The sequence below is a fragment of the Haloarcula halobia genome, assembly GCF_029338255.1.
Lineage (GTDB): Archaea > Halobacteriota > Halobacteria > Halobacteriales > Haloarculaceae > Haloarcula > Haloarcula halobia.
In genome coordinates this window covers 2999427-3023806 of record NZ_CP119787.1, presented here as the reverse complement: position 1 = coordinate 3023806, position 24380 = coordinate 2999427, and the positions used below count along the sequence as shown (strand labels likewise).

Here is a 24380-nt window from a genome sequence, read left to right as displayed (position 1 = left end):
GGCCGGTAGCGGGGGAGGCCCCTAACAGTTGCTCTCTCGGCCGGCCCGCTCAGATGGGCAACTGCGAGCGCAGGAAGTGATACCCCGTCTTCAGCCGGTTCGGGTTCCGGATGCGCGCCATCTCCGCGTCGGTCAGCTCGAAGTCGAAGACCGCGAGGTTCTCCGCCAGGTGCTCGCGACTCGAGGCCTTCGGGATGGTCGCCACGCCCGCCTGCTGGACGAGCCACCGGAGCGCGACCTGTGCCGGGGTCTTGTCGTAGCGGTTGCCGATGGTGACGAGCACCGGGTCGTCGAGGACGCCCCCACGGGCCAGCGGGCTGTACGCGGTCAGCAGGACGTCGTGGACGCGACAGTAGGTCAGCAGATCCCGCTGGTCCCAGTAGGGGTGGTACTGCACCTGGTCGGTGAGGATGGGCGCGCTCGAGGTCTCGCGGGCCCGCCGGAGCATCGACCGCGGGAAGTTGCTGACGCCGACGTGCCGGACGAGGCCATCCTCGACGAGCTCGTTCATCGCCCCCAGCGTGTCGGCCAGCGAGGCCACGAGCGGCACGTTCGGCTGGTGGATGAGCAACAGGTCCAGGTAGTCGGTACCGAGGCGCTCGAGGCTCTGCCGGGTCGACCGGCGGACGCGTTCGGGAGTGCGGTTTCGCACGTCGAGTTTCGTCACGAGAAAGAGGTCGTCGCGGTCGACGGCGGCGTCCTCGATGCCGCGACCGACCTGCCGCTCGTTGCCGTAGGCCTGCGCGGTGTCGACGTGCCGATACCCCATCTCGAGTGCCGTCGCGACCGTCTCCCGGCACGCCCGGCCGGTCAGCTGCCAGGTTCCCAGTCCGAGCGCGGGGACCGAGGCGCCCTGGACCTGAATCTCCTCCATGGGTCACCCAGGGGCGCGACGGACAAAACGCCGATGGTGGGGCCGGCTACTCGGCTCGCAGGTAAGCGACCAGCTCGCCCGCCTCGGCCGCGACGATCTCCTCGACGCCGAGCGCAGCGGCCTCCTGGTCGCCGGGCAGACAGAACACCGGTGTCGACTCCGCGATGCCGGCGGTCGTCCGCACCGCGACGATGCCGGTCCCGATGTGCTCGAACAGGAGCGTGCGAAACGCCTCGCCAAAGCCCGGCAGCGCCTTCTCCAGCAGGGGGTGGACCGCCTCGATGGCCACCTCGTCGCTCCGGATGCCGGTCCCGCCCGCCGTGACCACGACGTCGACGTCGTCACGGCCGACGAGCGCGTCGACAGACTGCTGCACGCCGTCTAGGTCGCCCCGAAGGCGCTCGCGGGCGGTGACCGCGTGCCCGGCCCGTTCGAGCGCCGCGACGATCTTCTCACCCGTGGGGTCGCCCTCGTCGCCGGCGGTGCCGATGGTGACGACCGCCGCGTCGACGCCCGACGACCGGGACTGGGACCGGGTCGACGCACCCTGCTGTGGGTGCGCCGACTTGTTCCCCACCGGGCCCGACGGCGCTGGCTGGCCGGCGTTCGACGCTCGGCCCCGCTGGGCCGACCGCTCGGTCTGTTCTGTGTCGCCTGCCCCCTCCGCGCTGTCCCGTTCGGTCCCCTCCGTCGCCGGTCCGTCCTCCTCGGCCGTCGTCGCCTCCGACTGATCGGCCGCCGTCTCGTCGGCTTCCGTCTCGTCGTCCTCGGTCGACCGGGTGGCCCCTGCCTCCTCGGCCGTCAGGGGGTCCGACTGATCGGCCGCCGTCTCGTCGGCTTCCGTCTCGTCGTCCTCGGTCGACCGGGTGGCCCCTGCCTCCTCGGCCGTCAGGGGGTCCGACTGATCGGCCGCCGTCTCGTCGGCTTCCGTCTCGTCGTCCTCGGTCGGGTCGCCCGATTCCTCGGCGTCCGGGGCGTCGCTCTCGTCCGTCGAATCCTCGGCCACGTCCTCTTCGTCGTCGCGCCCGCCGAGTCCCCGGCGCGTGTCGCGGGACTGGAAATCGACCATGTCGGTTCCACGTCGGGACCGGGTAAATATGTCTGGATGGGGTCGACCCGTCGACATCGTGGTCCGGGACACTGCGGACGCTCGAACCGGTCCGACGCTCTATCAACCCTCACCGGCGCGGTGAGACGGCAGCCCGTCGCCGGGCCAGTAGTCCGGTGCTGGACGCGATGGGCACTGCACCAGCACTCATTAGGATGGCGACACGACGTTGGCCATGGAAGTCCGCGAAGTCGACAGTTTCGCGATATCGATCCCGCTCGAGGAACCGGTGGCCTTCGCGACCCGCGTCGTGGAGGAACGTGACCACGCTATCGTCCGCATCCGTACCGAGGACGGCCTCGAAGGCGTCGGCTACACCCTCGGGTACGGCGGCGCCGGTATCGTCGCCGACACAGTGGCGGAACTGCTCGCCCCGATGGTCGAGGGCGAGGACCCACGCGACACGACGCGCCTCTGGCGGGAGATGTTCGACGGGACCGTCCAGATCGGCCGTAAAGGCGTCGTGTTGCGGGCGATCTCGATCGTCGACACCGCGCTCTGGGACATCAAGGCGAAAGCCGCGGGGATGCCCCTCTACAAACTGCTGGGCGGGAGCAACGAGCGGATCCCCGCCTACGCCAGCGGCGGCTACTACCGCGACGAGAAGGGACTGGACGGCCTCCGGGACGAGATGGAGCGGTACGTCGAGCGCGGCCACGACGCGGTGAAGATGAAAGTCGGGCGCGAACCAATCGAACGCGAGGTCGAACGCGTCGCGGCCGTCCGCGACGCCGTCGGTCCCCACCGCACGCTCCTGATGGACGCCAACGGCAAGTGGGACACCAAACAGGAGGCGGTGCGGGCCTGTCGGGCCTTCGCCGAGTACGACCCCTACTGGATCGAGGAACCGGTGATGCCTGACAGCGTCGAACTCATGGCCGAGGTCAACGACGCTCTCTCCTACCCCGTGGTCTCGGGCGAACTGGAGTTCTCCCGGTACGGCTTCGCCGACCTCCTCCGGGAGGGCGCCATCGAGATCGTCCAGCCGGACGTCTCCGTGGTGGGCGGGGTCACCGAGTGGCTCCGGGTCGCCAACACCGCCGCGAGTCACGACGTCCCGGTGGCCCCACACTACAACTGGGACCTCCACGTGCAGTTGCTCGGCGCGATCGAGAACGGACTGTGGGCGGAGTACTTCTACCGCGACTCGGACGTGAAGGCGTTCGACGACGTGCTCGAAAACCCCATGGAACCCGAGGACGGCGACCTCGTCGTCCCCGACCGGCCGGGCCACGGGGTGACCTTCGACGAGACCGCACTGGAGTCGTACCGGCTCGACCGCTGACGGCCGGCGACGGTCATGCCGACGCCGGTACCGAGCGGTGGTGACGCCGACCACACCAACGTCAACGACCGGCTTTTGACCGGCTATTTAGCCTGGAAACGGGAGATAGCGGATACGTATGCTACTCACGGCAGTCTATCCGAACCCGCTGTAAGACACTCATCGATCACGGGCTGCTGGAACACCTCGGTAACGGAATGTACGTAATCACAGAACGCGGGAAGGGTAACTTGGACGGCGAGATCGATCCTCCATCCGATGTCACTGCCGTATTGCTTCAGTCTCATGCACTCGTTCTTCAGTTCTAATGCAAACCAGCTAGTTTTTCGGTGAATTCGGGGGATCAGTCGGGGCCTGATCGAGCAAGAGTGCACCAGAATACGGGCTTCTCGGGCAGATGGTCCTCAAGTGAATAAATAGGATTGGACTATCTGAGATAGTTTAATCAATGACAACACTCGATAATTCTGGACGTTTCCATTCGCCGGGGGTTATCTTCGTCTTCTACGAGCTCATCTAGAATGTCTTCATCAATTCGATCCATCTCACCTGATTTGCTCTTTGGGACACGAGTTCCCTCACCAGAGCGATAGCTAAAGTATAGGAGTATGTACTTTGGAATCTCTTCGCTTTGCTGAATCGTGTCTAAGTCGAATGCGCTTCCCCCGAGTCTCTCATCATGAATAAACCCGAGAAACTCGCCTTCTTCGAGATGAACGGGATATTCTCGGGGTCTGAGTGAGAAGACCACTTCACCAGATTCCTCCGCCTCTTCCGGAGAGTCAGCAGCAATAGCGACAATTTGTAAATACATTGCCACACCAGGGCCATAATTGAAAAGACCGAAATCCAGATGTTCACCATCTTCAGTCTGCGAAAAATCTTGTCTAACACCTGAAGGAGTGTTCCCATCACTCGGTCTTCGAATCCGATACAGAGCCACAAATGCTGTGACAGACGTAATTATAGCAATTACATAAGAAGGGCTGACGTTCGGAAGTATTCCAATGGTCTTGGTTATTACTGGCAATGAGAGAACGGCGAGTAGGATACAAGCAAACGCGACCGTCCAATAATCTGCATAGGGTGCAAGGTCATCCAGGGGCCCAGGTAGTACACCCATCTTTTCAACGGCAACGTCTGGATGTTACTTGAACTTTGCTTGGATCTGCAGACAAAATGTTCTGCTGGAGAATGGGGGTTCTCGGGCGTGCTATCTCGGCACGTCGACGACCGCTGCCGGGTCGCACCTCAGAATCTCGTCGGTCCCGTCGACTGTGATCACTGCGCGACCGTCGATCTCCTCGAAGCGGACCGCCAGTTGGTCGGTCACCCCAGCGCCCCGAAGGTGTCGACGACTGCCGACCGCCCGCCGTACTTCCAGGCCCAGCCGATGGGCGCCACCCAGCCGAGCGCGTGCTGCACCGAGTCGTCATTCTTTCCGACATGCGCATACGGCGCGCTCTGCGCGCCGTTTCACCGGACGCGAACGCAGTGAGCGTCCGGCCGTTTTTCCCCACGTTTTTACAAGGAGCCCTCTCCGAAGCGAGCCGGCGGCTCGCGAGGAAGGGCGACGCCGTAAAAAGTGGCAGTGGGACCGCCGAGATTCGAACTCAGGTCCGACGCACCCCATGCGCCGAGGATACCGCTACCCCACGGTCCCGCACTTCGGCAGACGGTGGTCCCCGACTTATGGGTGTCGTTTCGCCGCCGCCGCGGGCACGTCGTCGACGCGGGGGAACCGGACCACGGCCACCGATCCGCGGGGGCTGGTGTCGGTGAGTTCGACGGCGCCCGCCTCACGGTTGACCAGCGTCCGCGAAGGTCCACCGGGAGATGCGGGCGGGGCCCGACGCCGGGAACCCCCGTCGGTAGAGCCAGGGGCCGGCAGCCACGAGAGGGCCGGCGAGGGCCGCTGGCGCGAGGACGCCCAGTGCCATCGCCAGGCGCATCTGTGAGTGCCGGACGACGTGGACGAACGGGAGCAGCGACAGCAAGCGGCCACAGAGACTCACTCGGGCGGCCATCTCCCGACGTCGGTCCCCGTCTCTTGTGCCATCCGTCCCCAGTCTACACCGGATTTGCTGCAGACGGCGTCTGTCCGCCGGTGGGCCCGCTATACGAGCACCCGCTCGAGTGACACGACGACGCCCGACTGGGCCGCCGGGTCGCCCGCGAGCGTCCCCAGACAGACGGCTGCTCCGTCCGGGGTGTAACAGGCCACCAGCGCGTCGCTGTCGGGCGTGCGGTCGCCGACCTCGGCGTCGGCGACGTCGAGGACGCCCGGGGCGTAGACGGGCGCGCCGTTGGCGACTTCGCGGGCGGCGCTCGGGGCGATGGTCACACGAGGGAGGTGCACGAGCGCCCGTTCGGCGGGCTGGACGACCTCACGCAGGGGCGCGTCGTCGCCCTCCTCGGCGAACGCCAGCGCGTCGACCAGGTCGTGCATCGTCACCAGGTCGCAGTCGTCGAAGATCCCGGTCGCGGTGCGCCGGAGGTCGCCCATGTGGGCGCCGGTCCCCAGCGCCAGGCCGAGGTCGTGACACAGCTTCCGGACGTAGGTGCCCGACTCGCAGCGAATCCGCAGGAGCGCCCGGCGGTCGGCACGCTCGAGTACGTCCAGTGCGTGGATGCGGCGGCTGCGCAGCGTTCGCTTGACCGCGCTCTTTCGGGGCGGTTTCTGGTAGAGCTCGGTCTCGAACTCGGCGACGACGTCGTCGAAGTCCGCGGGCGCCGTCTCGTGGAGCTCGAGGACGGCGACGTACTCCTTCTCGGCCTCGTCGAAGATCCGGGCCATCCGGGCGGCGTCGCCCAGCAGGGTGGGGAGACAGCCGGTTACCTTCGGGTCGAGGGTCCCCCCGTGGGCGACCCGCTCCTGGCCGGTGGCGTCGCGGACCCACCCGGCGACCTGGTGGGCCGAGGGGCCGGGGGGCTTGTCGAGGTTGACGACGCCGAACGCGAGCAGGTCGTCGGGCGAGCGGTCGTCAGGTGGGTCACGGAGGGACATCGGTTCAGAACTCGTAGCGGACGTCCTCGATGGGTGCCTTGCCCTCGTCGCCGTCGGGGCTGTAGGACTCGACGGCGTGCAGGGTGACACTGAGGACGCCCTGGGGATCCCAGCGGGCCGTGTTCACCGAGAGGTCGTAGATGGAGAGGTCGTCGAAGTCGATGTCGTAGTAGTCGCTGTAGCGCTGGGCCTCGCTGGCGCCTCGCTCGCGGGTCTCCGTGCGGGCCTGCTCGAAGGGCTTGTTCTCCCGGGTGGCGATGCGGTCGGCGCGGACGTCCAGTGGCGCCGTGAGCCAGAGTTTCATGTCGGCGTACTCGCCGGCCATCCACCCCGCCAGCCGGGACTCGAGGACCAGGTCGTCGCGCTCCTCTGCGATGTTGCGCAGGCGGCGGTCCAGGTCACGGTCGATCTGGTCGTCCTCCTCGGCGGCCTTGTTCAGCTCCAGGGGCGTCATCCCCCGGTCCTCTGCCAGCGAGCGGAAGATGTCCCCGCCGCTGACGTGTTCGTACCCCAGGGCGTCGGCGAGGCTCTTCGCGAGCGTGCTCTTGCCGCTCCCGGCCGGCCCGGAGACTGTGATCAACATATCCGAGTTCGCGTGACCCGCGTAAAAGAGGCTGTCTGTTCCTACCCGGTCGGGGACGTCTTGACGTTCAGCGCCTTCCTGATGACCTGGGTAAAGGAGAGCGAGCACAGGAAGTACCAGACGATCCAGGCCTGCATCGGGCCAACGGCGCCGGCCTTCCAGGTGGTGACCTCACCGATGATAGGCAGGACGGCCACGGGCGACTGGAGGCCCGACAGGCCGGGACCGAAGACCATCCAGTAGATCCACAGGAAGATGGGGATGTTGATGAGCATGATCCAGACCATCGGGCGGAACTGTTTCTTGAACATGCCCATCTGGTCGGACATGAGTTCCATCTGCTCTTTCTCGAGCTTGTCCAGGGCCTCCTGGTCGTCGCGTTCCTTGGCCTTCTTGCGGCGCTCCTTGAGGTCCTCCATCTTCTCCTGGTGGTCGCCCATCCCGGACATGTCCATGAGGTTGTCCTGCAGGATGGTGGAGTTCGCGCCGGTGATGACCGCCAGGACCAGGATGACGAGATAGAAGGGGAGGATGTTGGCCAGCGGCCCCAGCGCGATGTCGAGGACGCCACCGATGGCGTCCCGGACGGAGTTGATGGAGTACCCGGCAAAGAGGCCGAGCGTCGCCAGGCCGGCCAGCTTGTCCCAGGTCGACCAGCCCCCGTCCCCGTCGTCGTCCTCGCTGGGTGCCGCCTCCGACTCCGAGAGCGCATCGCGGACGCCCTCCGGGTCCTCGATGACGAACCCCTCGCCGTCGGCGTCGACGAGCAGGCCCGACTCGATGAGTCGGCCCCACTCGCCGCTCGTGAGATCGTCGCTGACGTCGGCCCAGGTGACTGTGCCCTTCTCCTCTGCGACCGAGAGCGCCGTCGCGAGCGCCTCGGTCAGCTCCTCGCCGTCGTCGGCGAGCCGTTCTACCTTCGGCGCGGTGCTTGCCATTACGGTGTATTCAGCGACGGCGGCTTATCAAGTTTTTACTGTTCGTTCGCGAGCGATATCAGGCCGTCTCGGCGTCGATGGCGGCCCGGATATCCGCCCAGACGCTGTCTGGCGCCTGTTCGCCGTCGATAGCGACGAATCCGGAGTGGTCCTCGTAGTGGGCGATGACCGGCGCCGTGTTCTCGTCGAAGACGTCCAGGCGGTTGCGCACGGACTCCTCGTTGTCGTCGTCGCGCTGGATGAGGTCGCCGCCACACTCGTCACAGACGCCCGGTTCCTCGGGCGGGCTGAACTCGACGTGGAAGTTCGCGCCGCAGTCGTCACACACCCGTCGGCCGGTGAGGCGGTCGACCAGTTCCTCGCGGGGGACCTCGAGCGAGAGGATCACGTCGAGGTCGGTCATGTCCTCGAGCTCCTCGGCCTGTTCGAGGTTGCGCGGGTAGCCGTCCAGCACGAAGCCGTCGGCCGAGTTCAGCGCCTCGTCGACGATGGCGTTGACCACCGCGTCGGGCACGAGGTCGCCGGCCTCCATGTACTCGCGGGGGGTGTCGTACTCCGTGTCCATGTCGCTGATGTCCATGTCCTTGTTCGCGCGGAGCGCGTCGCCGGTCGTGATGTGCTCGACGCCGTAGGTCTCGGCGATGTTCGCGCTCTGTGTCCCCTTGCCCGCTCCCGGCGGGCCCAGAATCAGGATTCGCGGGTTCGACATAGTCGCCGGTTCTCGGGCGCCGGTTAAATGGTTGTCCAAACCGCGCCGGTGTCAGTCGGTCGCCGCACCCGGATCAATTCGGTCAAAAAGAATATCAGTACAGTCAACAATTCTACGCGTGATGGGGTCCTCGCTGCTTCGACAAGTGTTGACGCTCTTCCACGGTACAGAGGAGGAAACGGACGGCACCGACGACGGTCCGGAACCGACGACGACTATCCTGCGTACCTGCCCGGACTGCGAGCGGACGTTCATCGTCGAGGAGCGGGACACCTGCCCCGACTGCGACACCCCGATGGACGAGACGCCCAGCGAGCGCGACCTGGGATTCTGGTAGCCGCGCCTCAGAACAGCTCCGCGCCCGACCCGATGTGCGTCTGGTAGACGCGGGCGTCGACACCCCGGTCGCCGAACGCGTCGAGCATCGCGCTCGCGATGGCCCGCTGGTCGCCGGCGTGACACGCCGCGATGACGGTGGGACCGGCCCCGGAGATGGTGACGCCGGTCGCGCCCGCCGCGAGCGCGGCCTCCCGGACCTGTGCGTAGCCGTCGATGAGCTTCGCCCGTGCCGGGGTCACGATGGTGTCGTGCATCCCCCGGCCGACCAGTTCGGGGTCGTCCCGGTGCATCCCGGTCGTCAGCGTCGCCGCGTTCCCGACGGTCTCGACCAGTTGCTCGACGCGGGCCTGCTCGGGGACCACCCGGCGGGCGTCCCGCGTCGAGACGACGATGTCCGGCAGACAGGCCACCAGCGGGATGTCCGCGTCGACCTGGGTGACGCCGTCGGGCGTCGCGATGGTGAACCCGCCCATGATGGAGGGCGCGACGTTGTCGTCGTGGGCGTCCCCGGAGACGACGGCCTCGCCCTTCGCGGCGACGGGGACCAGTTCCTCGCGCGTGTACCCCCGGTCGTACAGTTCGTTGAGGCCGACGGCCGCCGCGGCGGCGCTGGCGGCCGAGGACCCGAGCCCCGAGGCCGGGCGGACCCCCTTGTCTATCTGGATGTGTGCGGGCGCCTCGAGGGCCTCTGCGACGGCACCGACGGTGTTCTTCTCCGGGTCCTCGGGGATGAACTGGCTCCCCGCGCCCACCACCTCGATCGTCGTCCGGTCGGCCTTCGAGAGGCGGACGATGTCCGCCGGCCGCTCCAGCGCGACGCCGAAGACGTCGAAGCCACTCCCGAGGTTCGCGCTGGTCGCCGGCGCCCGGACGGTCAGCATGCCTGCGAATTTTTCCAGTGACGGCAAAAAGGTAGCGAACCGCTTCAACCCCGGCCACGGGGTGACAGCCCAAAAACACAAGGTAAATCCGCGGGCCCCGGGTATCCCGGGGTATGATTGGCGTCGTCGGCGGCGGCATCGCCGGACTGGCTGCGGCCTATCGGCTGCAACAGCGCGGCCACGAGGTCCGGGTGTTCGAGGCCAGCGACGACCTGGGCGGGTTGGCCGCCGTCTACGAGACGGCCGGCGATCCCATCGAGAAGTTCTACCACCACCTCTCGAAGTCCGAGGAGACCATCGTCGAACTGGCCGCGGAACTTGGCCTGGGCGACGACGTGGCGTGGCGCGTCGGGGAGAACGCCTACTACGTCGACGGCGTCGTCCACCCGATGGACACCCCCTGGGAGATCCTGGCCTACCCGCACCTCTCGCTGTACGACACGTTCCGCCTGGGGATGCTCGTCCTGGACGTCGACGTCCGGGGCGGCGTCCCCTCCTTCGACAGTTACGAGCGCCTGGAGGACTACGAGGACGTCCCCATCGAGGAGTTCGTCGTCGAGCACACGACGCGGGGGGTCTACGACAACTTCTTCGAACCGCTGCTGGACGCGAAGTTCGGCGACCGGAAAGACGACGTCAGCGCCGCGTGGCTCCTTGGCCGGGTGAAGTTCCGGGGCGAACGGGACATCCTGAACGGCGAGATCCTGGGCTATCTCGACGGCGGGTTCGGCCGCCTGCTCGACGCCCTGGTCGACGCCGTCGGCCCGGAGCACGTCGAGTCGGGGACGCGGGTCACCGGCCTCGAGACGACGGACGGCCGCGCCTCGGCCCTGACCGCAGCGAGCGACGACGGGACCCGGACCCTCGACGTCGACGGCGTCGTCGTCGCGACGATGCCGAACGTCCTCGAGGACCTGACGGGCTACCCCTGCGACATCGACTTCCAGGGGACCGTCTGCTCGGTCGTCAGCATGGACGAGTCGCTGCTTGACACCTACTGGCTCAACATCGCCGACGAGGCGCCCTTCGGCGCGCTCATCGAGCACACGAACTTCGTCCCGGCCGAGCGCTACGGCGGCGAGCACCTGCTCTACGTCGCCCGCTACGTCCAGGAGCCCACGGAGGACATCTGGCAGCAGGACGACGACGCGGTTCGCGAGACGTGGCTCGCGGGCATCGAGGACCTCTTTCCCGACTTCGACCGCGAGTCGGTCAACTGGGTCCGCACGGCGCGCAACCCCCGGACAGCGCCGGTGTACGAGCGGGGCTACCTCGACATGGTCGTCCCCTACGACCTGGGCGAGGCGGTGGCCGAGGGCGTCTACTACGCCGGGATGGCCTCCCGGGCGCAGTACCCCGAGCGGAGCCTCAACGGCGCCATCGTCGCCGGCTACGAGTGTGCCGACCGCATCGCAGAGCAGGAGCCCACCGCGCCCGGCGTCGAGCAGTCGGTCGGCCGGGAGTAGCGCCCACCGCACCCACTCCCGCAGGAACATGGCACTCTTGAGGGTTCGGTCCGTACGCCGGGTATGCGACGCCGCGCGTTCCTCGCTGGGGTGACAGGTCTGTTCGCCGGGTGTGGCGGCTTCGCTGCCGGCCGCGGGAGCGACGACCCGGCGGACCGGGAGACGGTGACCCCCGCGCCGGTGCCGACCGAGGAATCGACGCCCGGCGTCGGCCGCCGCCGCTTCGCGACGGAGGGCTGTCCGACCATCGACCACCGCACCCACCAGACCGTCTGTTCACACACCCAGCCATCGGACGCCAGCCTCAGACTGACGCCGGATCGGGCCGTCGCACGCCTGGACGGCGGCCGCCTCCTCACGCCGATGCGGTTCACGCTCCAGTGGACCGCCAGCGGGGCCCTCTCGGTGTTCGCCGACAGCTGGCACCTCCTGCGAAAGCGCGGGGACGAGTGGACGAGCGTCGCGACGGCCGCCGGGCGGGACCCGGTCCGCCGCCTCGAATCCGGCGAGCGGTTCTACTGGGTGCTTGACACCGTCGAACACTACAGCACCGACCGCATCGAGTCAGTCGTTGCCGACCTCTCGCCGGGGCGGTACGCCCTGGGCGTCCAGACGGTCGGGGACGCCTCGTCGCTCTACTCCGAGTGTCTCGCCATGTTCGACGTCGTCTCGAACGGGTGAGCCCGGCGGACGGAGCGAGCAACCCATACTGCTGGACCGTCTACGGGACGTATGCGTCGTCGAGCACTGCTCGCGTCGGTGGGGGCCTCGCTCGGCGCCCTGGCCGGGTGTCCCGGGCGCACGACGCCGGAGCGCAGGCGCTCGGTCACGCCCGCGCCGGTCCCCACCGACGACGAGCGAGCGACGGTGGCGACGGCCGCCTCGACCCCCGTGTCGGTCTTCCAGTTCCCCTCGTCGCTGGGCTGTCCGTTGCTCCCCGGCGACGCGGACGTGTACGTCTGCTCGCCGCGGGCCTACTCGGGCGGCCTCGAGCTGTACCCCGACCAGAATCCGTTCGTCCTCGGCCCGGCCCGACGCGCCGACGACGCGCTCTCGTTTACCCTCACGAACCGCTCGACGACAGCCTTCGAGACACGGATCGGGCGGTGGCTGCTCGCTCGGAACGACCCGGGCGGCTGGAACGTCCTCGCGAAGGGGCGCCGCGACAGGAGACTCGCGGTCGGCGCCGACGAGGTGGTCACCTGGACGCTCGCGCTCGGGTCGGACGGCGAGGCGTCGCCAGGGCCGACGGTGACCGCGGACGGGGAGGCGGGCGAGCGAACCGAGGCCGCGAACGCGACGGACGACGGGACCGCGAACGAGACGCCCGCCGAGCGGTCCGTCCGGCGGACCGTCAGCATCGACGCCGTGGAGGGCATCTACTCGTTCGGGGTCCACGGCTTCCACGAGGGGGGACGGCTCGTCGCGTTACAGGCGCCGTTCGTCATCGACGTCCGTGGCGCGGAACGCTCCCGGTGAGCGGGGCCCCGGCTCAGTCGCTCCGGGCGTTCTCGACGTCGTCGTCGACGACCGGCGAGTCGGTGACGCTGACGTCCTCGGGTTCCTCGGTCCCGCCGACGACCACGTCGCCGTCCTCCGTCTCGACGTAGACGTCGTCGGCGAACCCGCCGACGGCGTGGGGGTGCTCTGGGTCGTCGAGTCGCTCGGGGGTCGATGGGGCCTCGGTGACGCCGTCGGCCGGCGCGAAGGCTCCGAGCGGGTCGTCGATGGTGATGTCGTGTGTCTCGAAGAAGTCGGCGTAGCGCTCGTAGTGGGTCTCGAGTTCGTCGACGGGGATCTCCATCATCTCGGTCCACCCGTGGTTGTAGAAGTCGAAGTTGGCCTGGAGGTGGGTTATCTCGCGGGCCTCGGCCTCGGAGTAGTCGGCCTGGAGCGCCGCCACGTAGGTGTCCATCGTGGCGTCGAAGAAGTCGTCGAGATGGTCGCGCCGTTCCTCCCGGCGGGCCTCGTCGGCCTTCCCGAGGAATATCTTGGTGTGGAGTTTCACGAGCCCGTAGTTGGCGACCGACCGGATGCCGGGGGTGGTCAGCGCCTTCTTGCTCGCCCAGTGGCGCGGGTTCTGGTGGAGCTTCATCTCGCCCCGGACTATGGACCGTGTGGTCTTGAAATCCTCGACTCTACCCGCTCTCGACCGCCCTCTGTGGGCTCTCGCAAACGATACCCAGATAGCAATCCACATTAGGCCCTATCCTCTACCGTCGTGCATGAGCACGTCGCACGTGATTATCGGTGACGGCATCGCGGGAGCCTCCGCGGCCGAGACAATCCGGGAGAAGGACCCGGACGCGTCAGTGACCGTCCTCACCGACGAGGGCGAGGCGCTGTACAACCGTATCCTCATCAAGGAGTTCGCGAAGGGCAAGCTCCCCGAGGCCCCCATCTCCATCCACGACCCCGAGTGGTACGACGACCGCGACATCGACCTGCAGCTCAACACCCACGTGACCGACATCGACACCGACGCTCACGAGGTCAACACCCACACGGGCGACACCTACGAGTACGACAAGCTCCTCGTCGCCACCGGCGGGACGCCCGCCCAGCTGCCCGTCGAGAACTCCGACGCCGACGGTATCGACCACTTCTGGACGTTCCAGGACGCCCGCCGCATCGCCGAACACGCCGAGGACGCCGAGCAGGGCATCATCGTCGGCGCCGGCCTGCTGGGAATCGACCTGGCGGCGGTCTGTGCCGCACAGGGAGTCGACGCGAAGTACCTGATGCGTGGCAACCGCTGGTGGCGCTACGCGCTCTCGAAAGACGGCGCGGAGATCATCCACGACGCCCTGCGCGAGAACGGCGTCGAACCGGTCTTCGAGTCCGGCGTCGACCACTTCGAGGTCGACGACGACGGCCACGTCACCGGTGCCGTCGACCCCGACGGTAACCACTACGACGGCGAGTGGGCCGGGGTCGCCATCGGCCTCGATTTCAACACGGAGTTCCTCGGCGGCACCGACATCGAGCTCGACGACGGCGTCGTCGTCGACGAGTACATGCAGACCGCCGCCGAGGACGTCTACGCGGCGGGGGACATCACGCAGTTCTACGACACCATCCTGAACGCCCGCGCCCAGAACGGCGCGTGGGGATCGGCGAAAGAGCAGGGCTCGGTCGCCGGCCAGAACATGGTCGCCGACGGCGAGGAACGCGAGTTCCGCTGGGTCTCCTCGTACTCGATCACGCACTTCGACTTCCCGTTCCTCTCCTTTGGCCACCCGGCCCGCGGTGACGACGAGGCCGCGCGGAAGTACTCCGACAGCGAGTGGCGCCGTCTCGCCTTCGAGAACGGCCAGCTCATCGGCGGCGTGCTCATCGGTGACCTCTCCCAGCAGTCGAAGTTCAAGAAGCTCATCCGCGAGGAGCGTCTGGTCGCCGAGAAAAAGGAGATGCTCCTAGAGAAGGAAGTCGACCTCGAGGCCGTCAAGGAGGCCGCGCCCGCCACCGCCGAGTAGGCCCCGACGCCGTCGTCACCGTTTTCTCGCTCCCGTCCGTAGTTCGCGTATGCTCCGTTCGCTCCTCGAACACCTGTGGGGCCGCCGTCCCGAGGAGAGGTCCGACCCGGACGCCGAGGACGGCGACGACGGCGGCTTCGTCCGGTCTGTCCTGGACGCCTCGGTCCTGACGGGCCACGGCGGCGGTAATCCAGCGGCAGAGCGGGAACTGGCCGCCGTCCAGCGGGAGGCGGCGATGCTCGAACGCGAAGAGCGCGACCGGGACTGACCCGCTCTCGAGAACGACGCGCTTTTTTCCGCCGGCCCCACTCTCTGAGACATGGACGGCGGCAGCGGCGACATGACCCTCGCGTTCGACCTAGACGCCCTCAAGCAACTGGCCTATCCCGACAGCGTGTTCACCGACGCGCGCCAGTGGTCGGAGTACGTCGGCGTCATCTCCGAACAGCCTACCTACGTGGTGACGAACTTCACGCGGAAACACCGCATCCGACAGGACTTCTTCTCGGGCCCCCGCGGCCGCGAGGAGAGTCTCACGAACGTCAGAGACCAGTTCGACACCGACCGCCACGTCTTCGTCGGCACCGGCGCCGACGACGCCGAACTGGCCGAGTCGGCCGGATGGGAGTACCTGCCCGTCGAGGACGCCGCGGCGGCCGCGGGATGGGAACTGGGCGAACCTCGGGCACCCGACGCGACGGACGACGAGGAGGAACGGCGCGACGACTGGCCCTGAGCACGGGCGACGTAAAGCCAGATTTATCTTTCCGTCACGCGCCGAATGTGACATGACTCTCCGAGTCGGTGCCGCGCTCGCGGACGGCCTCGACGACCTCCTGAGCCGGCGCGGCGTCACGGTCCTCGGCGTCTTCCTCGTTTACAGTTTCCTCAACACCGTCCTCTGGCAGTCTGCGTCTCCCGCCATCGACCGGTCGCTGGCCAGCGTGTTCCCGGGAGCGACCCAGGCACCGCCGGCGGTGTCCGCCGAGTCGCCGCTGGCGCTCGACCTCTCGCTCGGCGCCGTCTTGGCCCTGCTCGTCGTGCTGTTTGCCGTCGGCGAAATCCTCCGTATCCTCGCAATCCGCCTGTTTGCCAGCGAGGCGGACGTCTTCGACCCGGCGGTCACGGCTGACCTGGGACCGACGATGGTGACCGCGCTGGCCGCCGCCGTGCTGACTGCCGTCGCCGTCGCACTCGGGACGCTGGTGTTCGTCTTCCCCGGGGTCGTCCTCGCCCTCCTGTTCTTTTTCGTCCGCCAGGAGATCGCGCTGAACGACAGTGGCGTCATCGATGCGATCCGCGAGAGCATCCGCCTGGTGACGGACAACGCCGTCCCGGTCCTCGCACTGGCGGCGGTGCTGTTCGTCTTGGGCGTCGTCGTGTCGCTGCCGCTCCAGCTGGTGGGGATCCCGGGCCAGTCGCTCGCGGTCACGCTGGTGACGACGGCGCTCTCGCAGCTGGTGACCGTCTTCGGCATCGCCGTCGTGACCAGCGCCTACCGACGGGTCGCCGCCGGCCAGGCTCCCGGCCCCGCTCCGTCTATCGACGAGGCGTTCTGACCCCTGCCGGTCGGTATCGCGGCCTTTAACCACGCGAGGACCCACACTCTGGCAATGGCAGAACCGCGCGTTCCCGGGGGCCGCGAGTCCGAACTCGAACTCCCCTGTGGCGAGGTGGTCGACACCCACGACGACCTCCACATGGGCATCCGGGAGTTCGACTGCGACTGCGGGGGGACCCACGCTGTCGTCCTGGACGCCCATCCGCTGGCCCGCTTCGTCCCCGAGTTCTTAGCGGAGATACTCACCGAGACCATCGAACCGGCCGACGACCACGACGAGTTCACGATGGCCCACCTGATGGGCGTCGTCATCGAGGAGTTCCCCGACCAGGTCGCCGTTGCCGACGCCGCAGACGACGGCGCCGTGGGCTTCGCGATGGCGTGGGTGACCGACTTCGACTCGCGACGCCTCCACGAGATCGTCGTCGAACTGCTCGTCGAGCTGATGGAACACGCGGTCAGTCACGCCGAGGACGACGCCGTGATGAGCGAGTTCGAACGGCAGATGCTCCAGTTCGACGTGGCGGCGTTCGTCGACCAGTACCGCCGGGAACGGAACTTCGACGACCGTCACGACACCGCCATCTGAGCCCCGGGTCGGGACTGCCCCCCGGCGGACCCCCGGTCTATCGCCGACAAAATTTCAGACGATTGTCGTCTTCGTATGACACGGGCTGCCACCCCGCCGTCTGTCGGTTTCGCCGAAACCGCCGTACGACGGTTGTCTGACGGTGTTATATGGTGTATGAGGCCCTGAATGGGTATATGGCCATACGTCATGGCGAGTTCGAGCGCATCCGGTCCGTGCTCGAAGACGCCGACGCGGATGAGCCCATGACTGCCCGGGAGATACTCGAGGTGCTGTCGGAACACGACGAGGAGTTCGAGAGTGCTCACCGCGTCGCGACGGTACTGGGTCGGCGCGCCCAGACCGACGACGTGGAGGTCATCCAGGGGCAGCCATATCGGTACCGGTTCCTCGACAACTGACTCTGGCCGGGCGGGTGTGAATCTGCCCCGTGTGACGGACTCGCATTACGAAATTCGAAATCGGGCTTCGAGACTCGTACCATTTCGCCGGGCTTATTACGATGTGTGGGCTCGAGTCGGGTAATGACAGCCGAGGAAGACCGCACAATCCTGCTCATCGGGAGTGGCCCGATCAAGATCGGACAGGCAGCAGAGTTCGACTACTCCGGTGCGCAGGCCTGCCGGGCGCTCCAGGAGGAAGGCGCCCGCGTCGTCCTGGTGAACTCGAACCCCGCGACCATCATGACCGACCCGGAGATGGCCGACAAGGTGTACCTCGAACCCATCAACACCGAGGCCATAAGCGAGATCATCCGGAAGGAACAGCCCGACGGCGTCATCGCCGGCCTGGGCGGCCAGACCGGCCTCAACGTCACCGCCGAGCTCGCCGAGGAGGGCGTCCTCGAGGAATACGACGTCGAGGTGATGGGGACGCCGCTGGACACCATCTACGCGACGGAGGACCGCGACCTGTTCCGCCAGCGGATGGAGTCGATTGGCGAACCGGTCCCCGCGTCGACCACCATCTCGCTCGACGAGGGCGAGTCCGTGACGGACTTCGACGAGGCGGCGTTCCGCGGGCGCGTCGAGGACGCCGTCGACGAGGTCGGCGGCCTCCCGGTCATCGCCCGCACGACCTACACGCTCGGTGGCTCGGGCTCCGGCGTCGTCCACGAGTTCGAAGAACTCGTCGAGCGCGTACGCAAGGGCCTGCGCCTCTCCCGGAACAGCGAGGTGCTCATCACCGAGTCCATCGAGGGCTGGGTCGAACTCGAGTACGAGGTGATGCGTGACGCCGACGACTCCTGTATCATCATCTGCAACATGGAGAACATCGACCCGATGGGCATCCACACCGGGGAGTCCACCGTCGTAACGCCCTCCCAGGTCATCCCCGACGAGGCCCACCAGGAGATGCGCAACTCGGCGCTGAAGGTCATCCGCGAACTCGGCATCCAGGGCGGCTGTAACATCCAGCACGCCTGGCGCGACGACGGCACGCCCGGCGGCGAGTACCGCGTCGTCGAGGTCAACCCCCGCGTCTCCCGCTCCTCGGCGCTGGCCTCGAAGGCGACGGGCTACCCCATCGCCCGCGTGACCGCGAAGGTCGCGATGGGCAAGCGCCTCCACGAGATCGAGAACGAGATCACCGGCGAGACCACCGCCGCGTTCGAGCCAGCCATCGACTACGTCGTCACGAAGGTCCCGCGCTGGCCCAAGGACAAGTTCCGCGACGTCGACTTCGAACTCACGACGGCGATGAAATCGACGGGCGAGGCGATGGCCATCGGCCGGACCTTCCCCGAGAGCCTCCTGAAGGCGCTGCGCTCCTCGGAGTACGACCCCGCCGTCGACTGGAACGAGGTCGACGACGACGAACTCGAGTCGGAGTATCTCGTCAAGCCGACGCCCGACCGCCCCTATGCGATGTTCGAGGCGTTCGACCGCGGCTACACCGTCGAGGAGATCGTCGACCTCACCGACATCGAGGAGTGGTACGTCGAGCGGTTCGAGCAAGTGGCCGACGCCGCCGAGGCCGCCCAGCACGGCGACTTCGAGACGGCCGCCCAGGCCGGGTTCACCGACCAGGAGATCACCGCGCTCGCGGGCGGCGAGTTCAACGACACCCACGCCTCCTGGCTCCCGGCGGTCGACGACGAAGATGAGGAAGCGGTTGAGGCCGCGACCGACGGGGCCGGGATCTCTGTCGACACGGTCGAGACGCAGACCACCGACCGCGACTTCAAACTGGTCGACACCTGCGCCGGCGAGTTCAGGGCAACGACGCCGTACTACTACTCGACGCGGGACCCCGTCTCGGGTATCGACCGTGACGAACTGATGATCGACCGCGACCTGGAGAGCGTCGTCGTCGTCGGCGGCGGCCCCATCCGTATCGGTCAGGGGGTCGAGTTCGACTACTGTTCGGTCCACGCCGTCCAGGCACTCGAGGAAGCCGGGATCGAGGCCCACGTGGTCAACAACAACCCCGAGACGGTCTCGACGGACTACGACACCTCCGACGGCCTGTTCTTCGAACCGGTCACCGCAGAGGAGGTCGCCGACGTCATCGAAGCGACGGAGGCCGACGGCGTGATGGTCCAGTTCGGCGGCCAGACCTCCGTCGACATCGGCCACCCGTTAGAGCAGGAACTCGAGCGCCGCGACCTCGACTGTGAGATTCTCGGGACGTCGGTCGACGCGATGGACTTAGCCGAGGACCGCGACCGCTTCAACAAGCTGATGGACGAACTCGGCATCGCCCAGGCCGAGGGGGGCACCGCCACCTCCGAGGCGGAGGCGCTGGACCTCGCCCACGAGATCGGCTACCCGGTGCTCGTGCGCCCCTCGTACGTGCTGGGCGGCCGCGCGATGGACGTCGTCTACAACGACGACGACCTCCAGACCTACATCGAGGAGGCCGTTCGCGTCTCCCCGGACAAGCCGATCCTCGTCGACGAGTTCCTCGCCGACGCCGTCGAACTCGACGTCGACGCCGTGGCCGACGAGGACGACGTCCTCATCGGCGGCGTGATGGAGCACGTCGAGACCGCCGGCGTCCACTCCGGCGACTCGGCGTGTATGATTCCGCCGCGCTCCCAGGACATCAAGGACGTCATGCCGCGCATCCGCGAGGTCACCGAGGACATCGCCGACGCGCTGGACACGGTCGGCCTGCTGAACGTCCAGCTGGCCGTGCGCGACGGCGAGGTGTACGTGCTGGAGGCGAACCCGCGCTCCTCGCGCACTGTCCCGTTCATCGCAAAGACCACAGGCGTCCCCATCGCGAAACTCGCCGCGAAGGTGATGGCCGGTGCCTCCCTCGACGAACTCGACGTCGAGGAACAGATCCCCGAGCAGGTCTCGGTCAAGGAGGTCGTCCTGCCGTTCGACCGCCTGCCGGGCTCGGACCCGCGTCTCGGCCCGGAGATGAAGTCCACGGGTGAGGTCATGGGCACCGCTGGTTCCTTCGGCAAGGCCTACCAGAAGGCCCAGATGTGCGTCGGCAAGCCCATCCCGCTTTCGGGGACCGCGCTGGTCGACCTCCCCGTGCTGGGCTACGAGAAGCACTTCGACGTGCAGAGCCTCGACGACTACGCGGACGTCGAGGCCGTCATCGAGGCAATCGAGAACGACGAGATCGACCTCGTGGCCTCGCGCAACCGCGACGTGCTCGAGGCCTGCGTCGAGAACACGGTGACGTACTTCTCGACCATCGAGAGCGCAGAGGCCGCACTCGAGGCCATCAACTCCCAGGACCAGCCTCTCGCCGTGCAGGCCATCAGCGAGCGCCCGAAGACCGCGCGCGAGTGGGGCGGCGAGTAAGGCGCTCGCGGTCACCGAGGACCGGGCTCCCATCGTCACGTTCCGGGTCTGGGCCAAGAGTTACACCACGCGCCGGCGAAGCCCGCCCATGGAATTCGCAGTCTTCGGTGCCGGTGGCGTCGGCGGCTACCTGGGTGCGCGCCTGGCCGACGCCGGGCACGAGGTCAACCTCATCGCACGCGGTGCCCACCTCGAGGCACTCAGACGCGACGGCCTCGTCCTCGAGAGCGTCGCCGGCGACACCACCGTCGACCTGTCCGCGACGGATGACCCGAGCGACATCGGCCCCGTCGACGTCGTGCTCTTCTGTGTGAAAGCCCAGGACACCCGCGAGGCCGCGACGGAACTCGACCCGTTGCTCGGCGACGACACTGCCGTCGTCTCCCTGCAGAACGGCGTCGACAACGAGCGGTGGCTCGCCGAAGCGGTAGGCGAGTCCCACGTCGTCGGGGGCGTCGCCTACATCTTCTCGACGATCGCCTCGCCAGGCGTCGTCGAACACACCGGCGGTCCAGCCCGGTTCGTCTACGGTGAACTCGACGGGGAGCGAACCGACCGCATCGAGGCGCTGGACGCGGCCCTCGGCGAGTGCGTGGGGGTCGACGCCGTCCTCGCCGACGACATCCACGTCGAACTCTGGCGGAAGTTCGCGTTCATCTGCGCCCAGTCCGGGATGACCGCCGCCACGCGCCTCCCGGTGGGGGCTATCCGCGAGACGGACGCCTCGTGGACCATGTACCGCCGTATCGTCGAGGAGGTCTGTGCGGTCGCCCGCGCCGAGGGCGTCGCCCTCCCCGACGACACCGTCGACGAGTGGCTGGACTTCGCCCGCGACCTGGACGCCGACTCCTCCTCGTCGCTGCACTACGACCTGACCCACGAGAAGTCCCTTGAACTCGAGGCGCTCAACGCGGCCGTGGTCGACCACGCCGCGGCCATCGACGTCGAGGTGCCGATGAACGAGGCCGTGACCGGCGTGCTGGCCCCGTGGGCGGCTCGGCTCGCCGACGAGTGAGGGCCACGATGCCAGTCCACTCGGTCCCGGTGTCCCGACGTCGCCGGCGCTCGATGGATTCCATCCGCGTGATGCAGCGATGACCGGGACGCCGCTGCTCGTCTACGCGCTCGCGCTCGTCCCGGCGGTCATCTGGGGCTTCGGCCCGATTCTGGACAAGCGGGGCATGGAGGCCGGCGGCAGCTCGCTCCAGGCGGCACTCGTCGTGGTCGTCGTCGACACCGCGCTGTACTGGCTCGCGCTGGCGGCCCGCTCCTGGCCGACGCCGTTCGCGGGGCTGACGCCGCGACTCGTCGCCGTGTTCGCCGTCGCGGGGCTGTTCGGGACGGCCGTGGGGCGCATCTTCGTGTTCGCGGGCGTCGACCGGGTCGGGGCGAGCATCAACAGCGCCGGCATCAGTACCCGCCCGCTGTTCGCGACGCTCCTCGCGCTCGGGTTCCTCGGCGAACCACTCGGTCCGCTGACCGCGCTCGGCGTGGTCGTCCTCGTGGGCGGCCTTGTCGTACTCACGTACTCGAAGGGGGGCGACGTGTCGGGCTGGAACCCGCGGGACCTGTTCTTTCCGATCGGGGCCGCGGCCGTCTTCGCGGCCGGCAACGTCCTCCGGCGGTTCGGCTTCGTCGACACGGGCGCGTCGCCGCTGCAGGCCGTCGCGGTCAACGAGACCGCCGCACTCGCCGCGCTTGCGGCCTACGCGCTGGTGCGTGGCCGCATCGACGTGATTTCCGCGCCACGAGCCTCGTTCAGGTACTTCACGGGGAGCGGCGTGCTGACCGCCGTCGCCCTGCTGGCGTTCTTCACCGCGCTCTCGCTGGAGGGCGGTCGCGTCGCGGTCGTCGACCCGCTGGCAGCCACTGCGCCGCTGTTTACCATCCTGTTCTCGGCGGCCCTGCTGCGCGACGTCGAACGAGTCACTCGCGGCGTCGTCGTCGGTGCGCTGCTGGTCGTCGTCGGGGCGGTCCTCATCACTATCTGAGCGGGCGTCGGGCTGCTCGCGAGTCCCTTCGCTCCCCACTCGCCATCCGAGGGCCGCTCCCTCCGGTTCGAGGGACTTCGCTGCGCTCAGCCCCTCGCTATCCCAGGCCTCTCACTGCGTTCGAGCCCTCGCTATTCACCAGTCATCGCCAGCACGTCGTCGAAGAAGCCAAGCGAGTCGTGGGGGCCGGGGTGTGCCTCGGGGTGGTACTGGCGGGTGATGATGTTCAGGTCGTCGTTCTCCAGACCCTCCGGCGTGTCGTCGTTGACGTTGACCTGGGTGACCTCGAGCGTGTCGCCGGGTTCGGCGACGGTGTAGCCGTGGTTCTGGGTCGTCATCACGACCTTGTTCGAGCGGAGGTCACGCACCGGCTGGTTGACGCCGCGGTGGCCGAACTCCATCTTCTCGGTCTGTCCGCCCAGGGCGTTCGCGACGACCTGCTGGCCGAGACAGATGCCCGCCAGCGGCACCTCGCCGACGTATTTCTCGACGAGTTCGCCGGCCGCCTCGAAGTTCTCGGGGTCGCCGGGGCCGTTCGAGACAAAGAGGAGGTCGGGGTCGACGGCCGCGACGTCGGCCTCGGTGGCGTCGTAGGGCAGGACGTGGACGACGGCGTCGCGCTCGACCAGCGACTCGGCGATGGAGCCCTTCGCGCCACAGTCGACCAGCGCGACGGTCGCACCGTCGCCCTCGGCGTTGTGGACGACAGTGTCCTGCACGGAGACCTGCGACCCGATGTCTGTGTGGTCGGACATGTGCTTGCACTCGCGCAGTTCCGCCAGGGCGTCCGCCTCGGTCACGTCCGGGCCGGCCGCGATGCCACACTTCATCGCCCCCTCGTCGCGGATCTCGGTGACGATGTCGCGCGTGTCGAGGTGGTCGACGGCCGGCACGCCCTCGCTCTCGAGCCACTCGGCGACGTCGTCGGTGAACTCGCGGGCGACCGCGCCGCGGGGGTGGACGCGGTCGGACTCGAAGCGCTCTTCCCGGACGCCGTAGTTGCCGATCAGCGGGTACGAGAACGTGAGAATCTGCTCCTCGTAGGAGGGGTCGGTCAGACTCTCCTCGTAGCCGGTGTATGCGGTCGTGAACACCACTTCGCCGCGAGCGGTCCCGGGGGCGCGAGCGCGGGCCTCGATGACGCGCTCACCCTCCAGCGCTACGTATGCGTCAGCCATTACGAGAAGCGTATACTATGTTGGGTGATAAGGGTTACTTTCGAAGACGAGTTACGAATTTCGTAATCCTCAAGTCGGGGGGTGCGGTACTCACACATCTCGATGGACGACCTCGACAGCCAGATCCTCTCGATACTCCGCCGGGACGCCCGAACCCCGTACACGGAGATCGCAGACCAGGTAGGTACCTCGGAGGGGACGGTCCGCAACCGCGTCGAGCGACTCGTCGACGAGGGCGTCATCGAACGCTTCACCGTCGCGACGAGCACCGGGAACGTCAAGGCGATGATCGAGATCGGCGTCGACGTCGACGTCGACACGGCCGCCGTCACCGACCACATCGCCGAGTGGCCCGCCGTCGACTTCGTCTGGCAGGTCTCGGGCGAACAGGACATCGTCGTGGTCGTCGACGCCGCCGACACCGGCGCGGTCAACGACCTCATCACGCAGGCCCGGGAGCTGGACGAGGTCGTGAGTACGAAGACGAGGCTAATCTTGGACGAGCGAGTCGGGTGAGCGGCAGCGAACCGACTCGCAGATGTGAGGATTAGCCGACTGAGGCTACTCCTGGACGAGCGCGTCGGCTGAACGATAGCGAGGTCGCGCAGCGACCTCGACAGGCGACCGG

The 24380-nt window shown here is 67.6% G+C and carries 26 protein-coding genes and 1 tRNA gene; 15 read left to right on the top strand and 12 right to left on the bottom strand.

Annotated features, from left to right (window positions below; all coding sequences use genetic code 11):
- Positions 1 to 49: 49 nt before the first annotated feature.
- Both P1K88_RS15945 and P1K88_RS15940 read right to left on the bottom strand, forming a co-directional pair.
- Positions 50 to 874 carry an aldo/keto reductase gene (locus P1K88_RS15945; protein WP_276411208.1) on the bottom strand — a complete coding sequence of 275 codons (825 nt, stop codon included), beginning with the start codon at positions 872 to 874 and terminating at the stop codon, positions 50 to 52.
- A gap of 46 nt (positions 875 to 920) precedes the next feature.
- Entirely contained in the window at positions 921 to 1943 is a 1023-nt protein-coding gene (locus P1K88_RS15940; protein ID WP_276411207.1) for a molybdopterin-binding protein, read from the bottom strand.
- A 214-nt stretch (positions 1944 to 2157) separates the two neighbouring features.
- On the opposite strand from P1K88_RS15940, the gene P1K88_RS15935 reads away from it, so the two are divergent.
- Positions 2158 to 3267, top strand: coding sequence for a mandelate racemase/muconate lactonizing enzyme family protein (locus P1K88_RS15935; protein WP_276411206.1), 1110 nt, complete (start codon positions 2158 to 2160; stop codon positions 3265 to 3267).
- Between the two features lie 445 nt (positions 3268 to 3712).
- Here P1K88_RS15935 and P1K88_RS15930 read toward each other — a convergent pair whose 3' ends face one another.
- The 7 genes from P1K88_RS15930 to P1K88_RS15900 form a co-directional block, all read right to left on the bottom strand.
- On the bottom strand, positions 3713 to 4390 hold the full coding sequence (locus P1K88_RS15930) for a hypothetical protein (RefSeq protein WP_276411205.1): 678 nt from the start codon (positions 4388 to 4390) through the stop codon (positions 3713 to 3715).
- A 469-nt stretch (positions 4391 to 4859) separates the two neighbouring features.
- A tRNA-Pro gene (locus tag P1K88_RS15925) sits at positions 4860 to 4930 on the bottom strand.
- 136 nt (positions 4931 to 5066) lie between these two features.
- Entirely contained in the window at positions 5067 to 5294 is a 228-nt protein-coding gene (locus P1K88_RS15920; RefSeq protein WP_276411204.1) for a hypothetical protein, read from the bottom strand.
- A gap of 89 nt (positions 5295 to 5383) precedes the next feature.
- Entirely contained in the window at positions 5384 to 6274 is an 891-nt protein-coding gene (locus P1K88_RS15915) for an RNA-guided pseudouridylation complex pseudouridine synthase subunit Cbf5 (protein ID WP_276411203.1), read from the bottom strand.
- Positions 6275 to 6278: 4 nt separating this feature from the next.
- A complete protein-coding gene (gene cmk / locus P1K88_RS15910) occupies positions 6279 to 6857 on the bottom strand; it encodes a (d)CMP kinase (RefSeq protein ID WP_276411202.1) in 579 nt (192 codons plus the stop codon).
- Between the two features lie 41 nt (positions 6858 to 6898).
- Positions 6899 to 7795 carry a DUF106 domain-containing protein gene (locus P1K88_RS15905; RefSeq protein WP_276411201.1) on the bottom strand — a complete coding sequence of 299 codons (897 nt, stop codon included), beginning with the start codon at positions 7793 to 7795 and terminating at the stop codon, positions 6899 to 6901.
- Positions 7796 to 7853: 58 nt separating this feature from the next.
- A complete protein-coding gene (locus P1K88_RS15900; RefSeq protein WP_276411200.1) occupies positions 7854 to 8504 on the bottom strand; it encodes an adenylate kinase in 651 nt (216 codons plus the stop codon).
- A gap of 121 nt (positions 8505 to 8625) precedes the next feature.
- Between P1K88_RS15900 and P1K88_RS15895 the strand changes: the two genes are divergently transcribed.
- Positions 8626 to 8841, top strand: a complete 216-nt coding sequence (locus P1K88_RS15895) for a hypothetical protein (protein ID WP_276411199.1) — start codon at positions 8626 to 8628, stop codon at positions 8839 to 8841.
- A gap of 7 nt (positions 8842 to 8848) precedes the next feature.
- Here the strand turns inward: P1K88_RS15895 and P1K88_RS15890 are convergent, their stop codons facing one another.
- Positions 8849 to 9724 (bottom strand): homoserine kinase, encoded by an 876-nt coding sequence (locus tag P1K88_RS15890; protein ID WP_276411198.1) that lies wholly within the window; start codon positions 9722 to 9724, stop codon positions 8849 to 8851.
- A gap of 113 nt (positions 9725 to 9837) precedes the next feature.
- Between P1K88_RS15890 and P1K88_RS15885 the strand changes: the two genes are divergently transcribed.
- The 3 genes from P1K88_RS15885 (at position 9838) to P1K88_RS15875 (ending at position 12669) form a co-directional block, all read left to right on the top strand.
- Positions 9838 to 11190, top strand: a complete 1353-nt coding sequence (locus P1K88_RS15885) for an NAD(P)/FAD-dependent oxidoreductase (RefSeq protein ID WP_276411197.1) — start codon at positions 9838 to 9840, stop codon at positions 11188 to 11190.
- A gap of 63 nt (positions 11191 to 11253) precedes the next feature.
- Entirely contained in the window at positions 11254 to 11871 is a 618-nt protein-coding gene (locus P1K88_RS15880; protein ID WP_276411196.1) for a hypothetical protein, read from the top strand.
- Positions 11872 to 11922: 51 nt separating this feature from the next.
- On the top strand, positions 11923 to 12669 hold the full coding sequence (locus P1K88_RS15875) for a hypothetical protein (RefSeq protein WP_276411195.1): 747 nt from the start codon (positions 11923 to 11925) through the stop codon (positions 12667 to 12669).
- 13 nt (positions 12670 to 12682) lie between these two features.
- Here the strand turns inward: P1K88_RS15875 and P1K88_RS15870 are convergent, their stop codons facing one another.
- On the bottom strand, positions 12683 to 13285 hold the full coding sequence (locus P1K88_RS15870; protein ID WP_276411194.1) for a DUF6149 family protein: 603 nt from the start codon (positions 13283 to 13285) through the stop codon (positions 12683 to 12685).
- A 130-nt stretch (positions 13286 to 13415) separates the two neighbouring features.
- On the opposite strand from P1K88_RS15870, the gene P1K88_RS15865 reads away from it, so the two are divergent.
- From P1K88_RS15865 to P1K88_RS15825, 9 genes are all read left to right on the top strand, one after another.
- The gene (locus tag P1K88_RS15865) at positions 13416 to 14666 is read left to right on the top strand and encodes an NAD(P)/FAD-dependent oxidoreductase (protein WP_276411193.1); all 1251 of its coding nucleotides are present in this window, start codon (positions 13416 to 13418) and stop codon (positions 14664 to 14666) included.
- Between the two features lie 49 nt (positions 14667 to 14715).
- Positions 14716 to 14934 (top strand): hypothetical protein, encoded by a 219-nt coding sequence (locus P1K88_RS15860; RefSeq protein ID WP_276411192.1) that lies wholly within the window; start codon positions 14716 to 14718, stop codon positions 14932 to 14934.
- A 51-nt stretch (positions 14935 to 14985) separates the two neighbouring features.
- Complete coding sequence (locus P1K88_RS15855) at positions 14986 to 15402, top strand: DUF7124 domain-containing protein (RefSeq protein ID WP_276411191.1); 417 nt, start codon at positions 14986 to 14988, stop codon at positions 15400 to 15402.
- A gap of 52 nt (positions 15403 to 15454) precedes the next feature.
- A complete protein-coding gene (locus P1K88_RS15850; RefSeq protein WP_276411190.1) occupies positions 15455 to 16225 on the top strand; it encodes a DUF7847 domain-containing protein in 771 nt (256 codons plus the stop codon).
- 54 nt (positions 16226 to 16279) lie between these two features.
- Positions 16280 to 16816, top strand: a complete 537-nt coding sequence (locus P1K88_RS15845; protein ID WP_276411189.1) for a DUF5815 family protein — start codon at positions 16280 to 16282, stop codon at positions 16814 to 16816.
- A gap of 176 nt (positions 16817 to 16992) precedes the next feature.
- The gene (locus P1K88_RS15840) at positions 16993 to 17217 is read left to right on the top strand and encodes a hypothetical protein (protein WP_276411188.1); all 225 of its coding nucleotides are present in this window, start codon (positions 16993 to 16995) and stop codon (positions 17215 to 17217) included.
- Between the two features lie 123 nt (positions 17218 to 17340).
- Complete coding sequence (gene carB / locus P1K88_RS15835) at positions 17341 to 20583, top strand: carbamoyl-phosphate synthase large subunit (protein WP_276411187.1); 3243 nt, start codon at positions 17341 to 17343, stop codon at positions 20581 to 20583.
- 88 nt (positions 20584 to 20671) lie between these two features.
- On the top strand, positions 20672 to 21598 hold the full coding sequence (locus P1K88_RS15830) for a 2-dehydropantoate 2-reductase (protein ID WP_276411186.1): 927 nt from the start codon (positions 20672 to 20674) through the stop codon (positions 21596 to 21598).
- A 79-nt stretch (positions 21599 to 21677) separates the two neighbouring features.
- Positions 21678 to 22574, top strand: coding sequence for an EamA family transporter (locus P1K88_RS15825; protein ID WP_276411185.1), 897 nt, complete (start codon positions 21678 to 21680; stop codon positions 22572 to 22574).
- 131 nt (positions 22575 to 22705) lie between these two features.
- On the opposite strand, the gene carA is transcribed toward P1K88_RS15825, so the two are convergent.
- Positions 22706 to 23752: a glutamine-hydrolyzing carbamoyl-phosphate synthase small subunit gene (gene carA, locus P1K88_RS15820; protein ID WP_276411184.1), complete on the bottom strand. Its 1047-nt coding sequence runs from the start codon at positions 23750 to 23752 to the stop codon at positions 22706 to 22708.
- A gap of 102 nt (positions 23753 to 23854) precedes the next feature.
- Here carA and P1K88_RS15815 point away from each other — a divergent pair, with 102 nt between their 5' ends.
- The gene (locus tag P1K88_RS15815; RefSeq protein WP_276411183.1) at positions 23855 to 24268 is read left to right on the top strand and encodes an Lrp/AsnC family transcriptional regulator; all 414 of its coding nucleotides are present in this window, start codon (positions 23855 to 23857) and stop codon (positions 24266 to 24268) included.
- Positions 24269 to 24380: the final 112 nt, after the last annotated feature.

Coding starts and splice junctions, on each gene's coding strand:
- P1K88_RS15940 (WP_276411207.1), bottom strand. CDS start 1,943: ATGGTCGATTTCCAGTCCCGCGACACGCGCCGGGGACTCGGCGGGCGC.
- P1K88_RS15945 (WP_276411208.1), bottom strand. CDS start 874: ATGGAGGAGATTCAGGTCCAGGGCGCCTCGGTCCCCGCGCTCGGACTG.
- P1K88_RS15850 (WP_276411190.1), top strand. CDS start 15,455: ATGACTCTCCGAGTCGGTGCCGCGCTCGCGGACGGCCTCGACGACCTC.
- P1K88_RS15930 (WP_276411205.1), bottom strand. CDS start 4,390: ATGGGTGTACTACCTGGGCCCCTGGATGACCTTGCACCCTATGCAGAT.
- cmk (WP_276411202.1), bottom strand. CDS start 6,857: ATGTTGATCACAGTCTCCGGGCCGGCCGGGAGCGGCAAGAGCACGCTC.
- P1K88_RS15905 (WP_276411201.1), bottom strand. CDS start 7,795: ATGGCAAGCACCGCGCCGAAGGTAGAACGGCTCGCCGACGACGGCGAG.
- P1K88_RS15855 (WP_276411191.1), top strand. CDS start 14,986: ATGGACGGCGGCAGCGGCGACATGACCCTCGCGTTCGACCTAGACGCC.
- P1K88_RS15900 (WP_276411200.1), bottom strand. CDS start 8,504: ATGTCGAACCCGCGAATCCTGATTCTGGGCCCGCCGGGAGCGGGCAAG.
- P1K88_RS15935 (WP_276411206.1), top strand. CDS start 2,158: ATGGAAGTCCGCGAAGTCGACAGTTTCGCGATATCGATCCCGCTCGAG.
- P1K88_RS15845 (WP_276411189.1), top strand. CDS start 16,280: ATGGCAGAACCGCGCGTTCCCGGGGGCCGCGAGTCCGAACTCGAACTC.
- P1K88_RS15815 (WP_276411183.1), top strand. CDS start 23,855: ATGGACGACCTCGACAGCCAGATCCTCTCGATACTCCGCCGGGACGCC.
- P1K88_RS15875 (WP_276411195.1), top strand. CDS start 11,923: ATGCGTCGTCGAGCACTGCTCGCGTCGGTGGGGGCCTCGCTCGGCGCC.
- P1K88_RS15920 (WP_276411204.1), bottom strand. CDS start 5,294: ATGGCCGCCCGAGTGAGTCTCTGTGGCCGCTTGCTGTCGCTGCTCCCG.
- P1K88_RS15865 (WP_276411193.1), top strand. CDS start 13,416: ATGAGCACGTCGCACGTGATTATCGGTGACGGCATCGCGGGAGCCTCC.
- P1K88_RS15880 (WP_276411196.1), top strand. CDS start 11,254: ATGCGACGCCGCGCGTTCCTCGCTGGGGTGACAGGTCTGTTCGCCGGG.
- P1K88_RS15870 (WP_276411194.1), bottom strand. CDS start 13,285: ATGAAGCTCCACCAGAACCCGCGCCACTGGGCGAGCAAGAAGGCGCTG.
- P1K88_RS15840 (WP_276411188.1), top strand. CDS start 16,993: ATGGCCATACGTCATGGCGAGTTCGAGCGCATCCGGTCCGTGCTCGAA.
- P1K88_RS15825 (WP_276411185.1), top strand. CDS start 21,678: ATGACCGGGACGCCGCTGCTCGTCTACGCGCTCGCGCTCGTCCCGGCG.
- P1K88_RS15830 (WP_276411186.1), top strand. CDS start 20,672: ATGGAATTCGCAGTCTTCGGTGCCGGTGGCGTCGGCGGCTACCTGGGT.
- P1K88_RS15890 (WP_276411198.1), bottom strand. CDS start 9,724: ATGCTGACCGTCCGGGCGCCGGCGACCAGCGCGAACCTCGGGAGTGGC.
- P1K88_RS15915 (WP_276411203.1), bottom strand. CDS start 6,274: ATGTCCCTCCGTGACCCACCTGACGACCGCTCGCCCGACGACCTGCTC.
- P1K88_RS15885 (WP_276411197.1), top strand. CDS start 9,838: ATGATTGGCGTCGTCGGCGGCGGCATCGCCGGACTGGCTGCGGCCTAT.
- carB (WP_276411187.1), top strand. CDS start 17,341: ATGACAGCCGAGGAAGACCGCACAATCCTGCTCATCGGGAGTGGCCCG.
- P1K88_RS15895 (WP_276411199.1), top strand. CDS start 8,626: ATGGGGTCCTCGCTGCTTCGACAAGTGTTGACGCTCTTCCACGGTACA.
- P1K88_RS15860 (WP_276411192.1), top strand. CDS start 14,716: ATGCTCCGTTCGCTCCTCGAACACCTGTGGGGCCGCCGTCCCGAGGAG.
- carA (WP_276411184.1), bottom strand. CDS start 23,752: ATGGCTGACGCATACGTAGCGCTGGAGGGTGAGCGCGTCATCGAGGCC.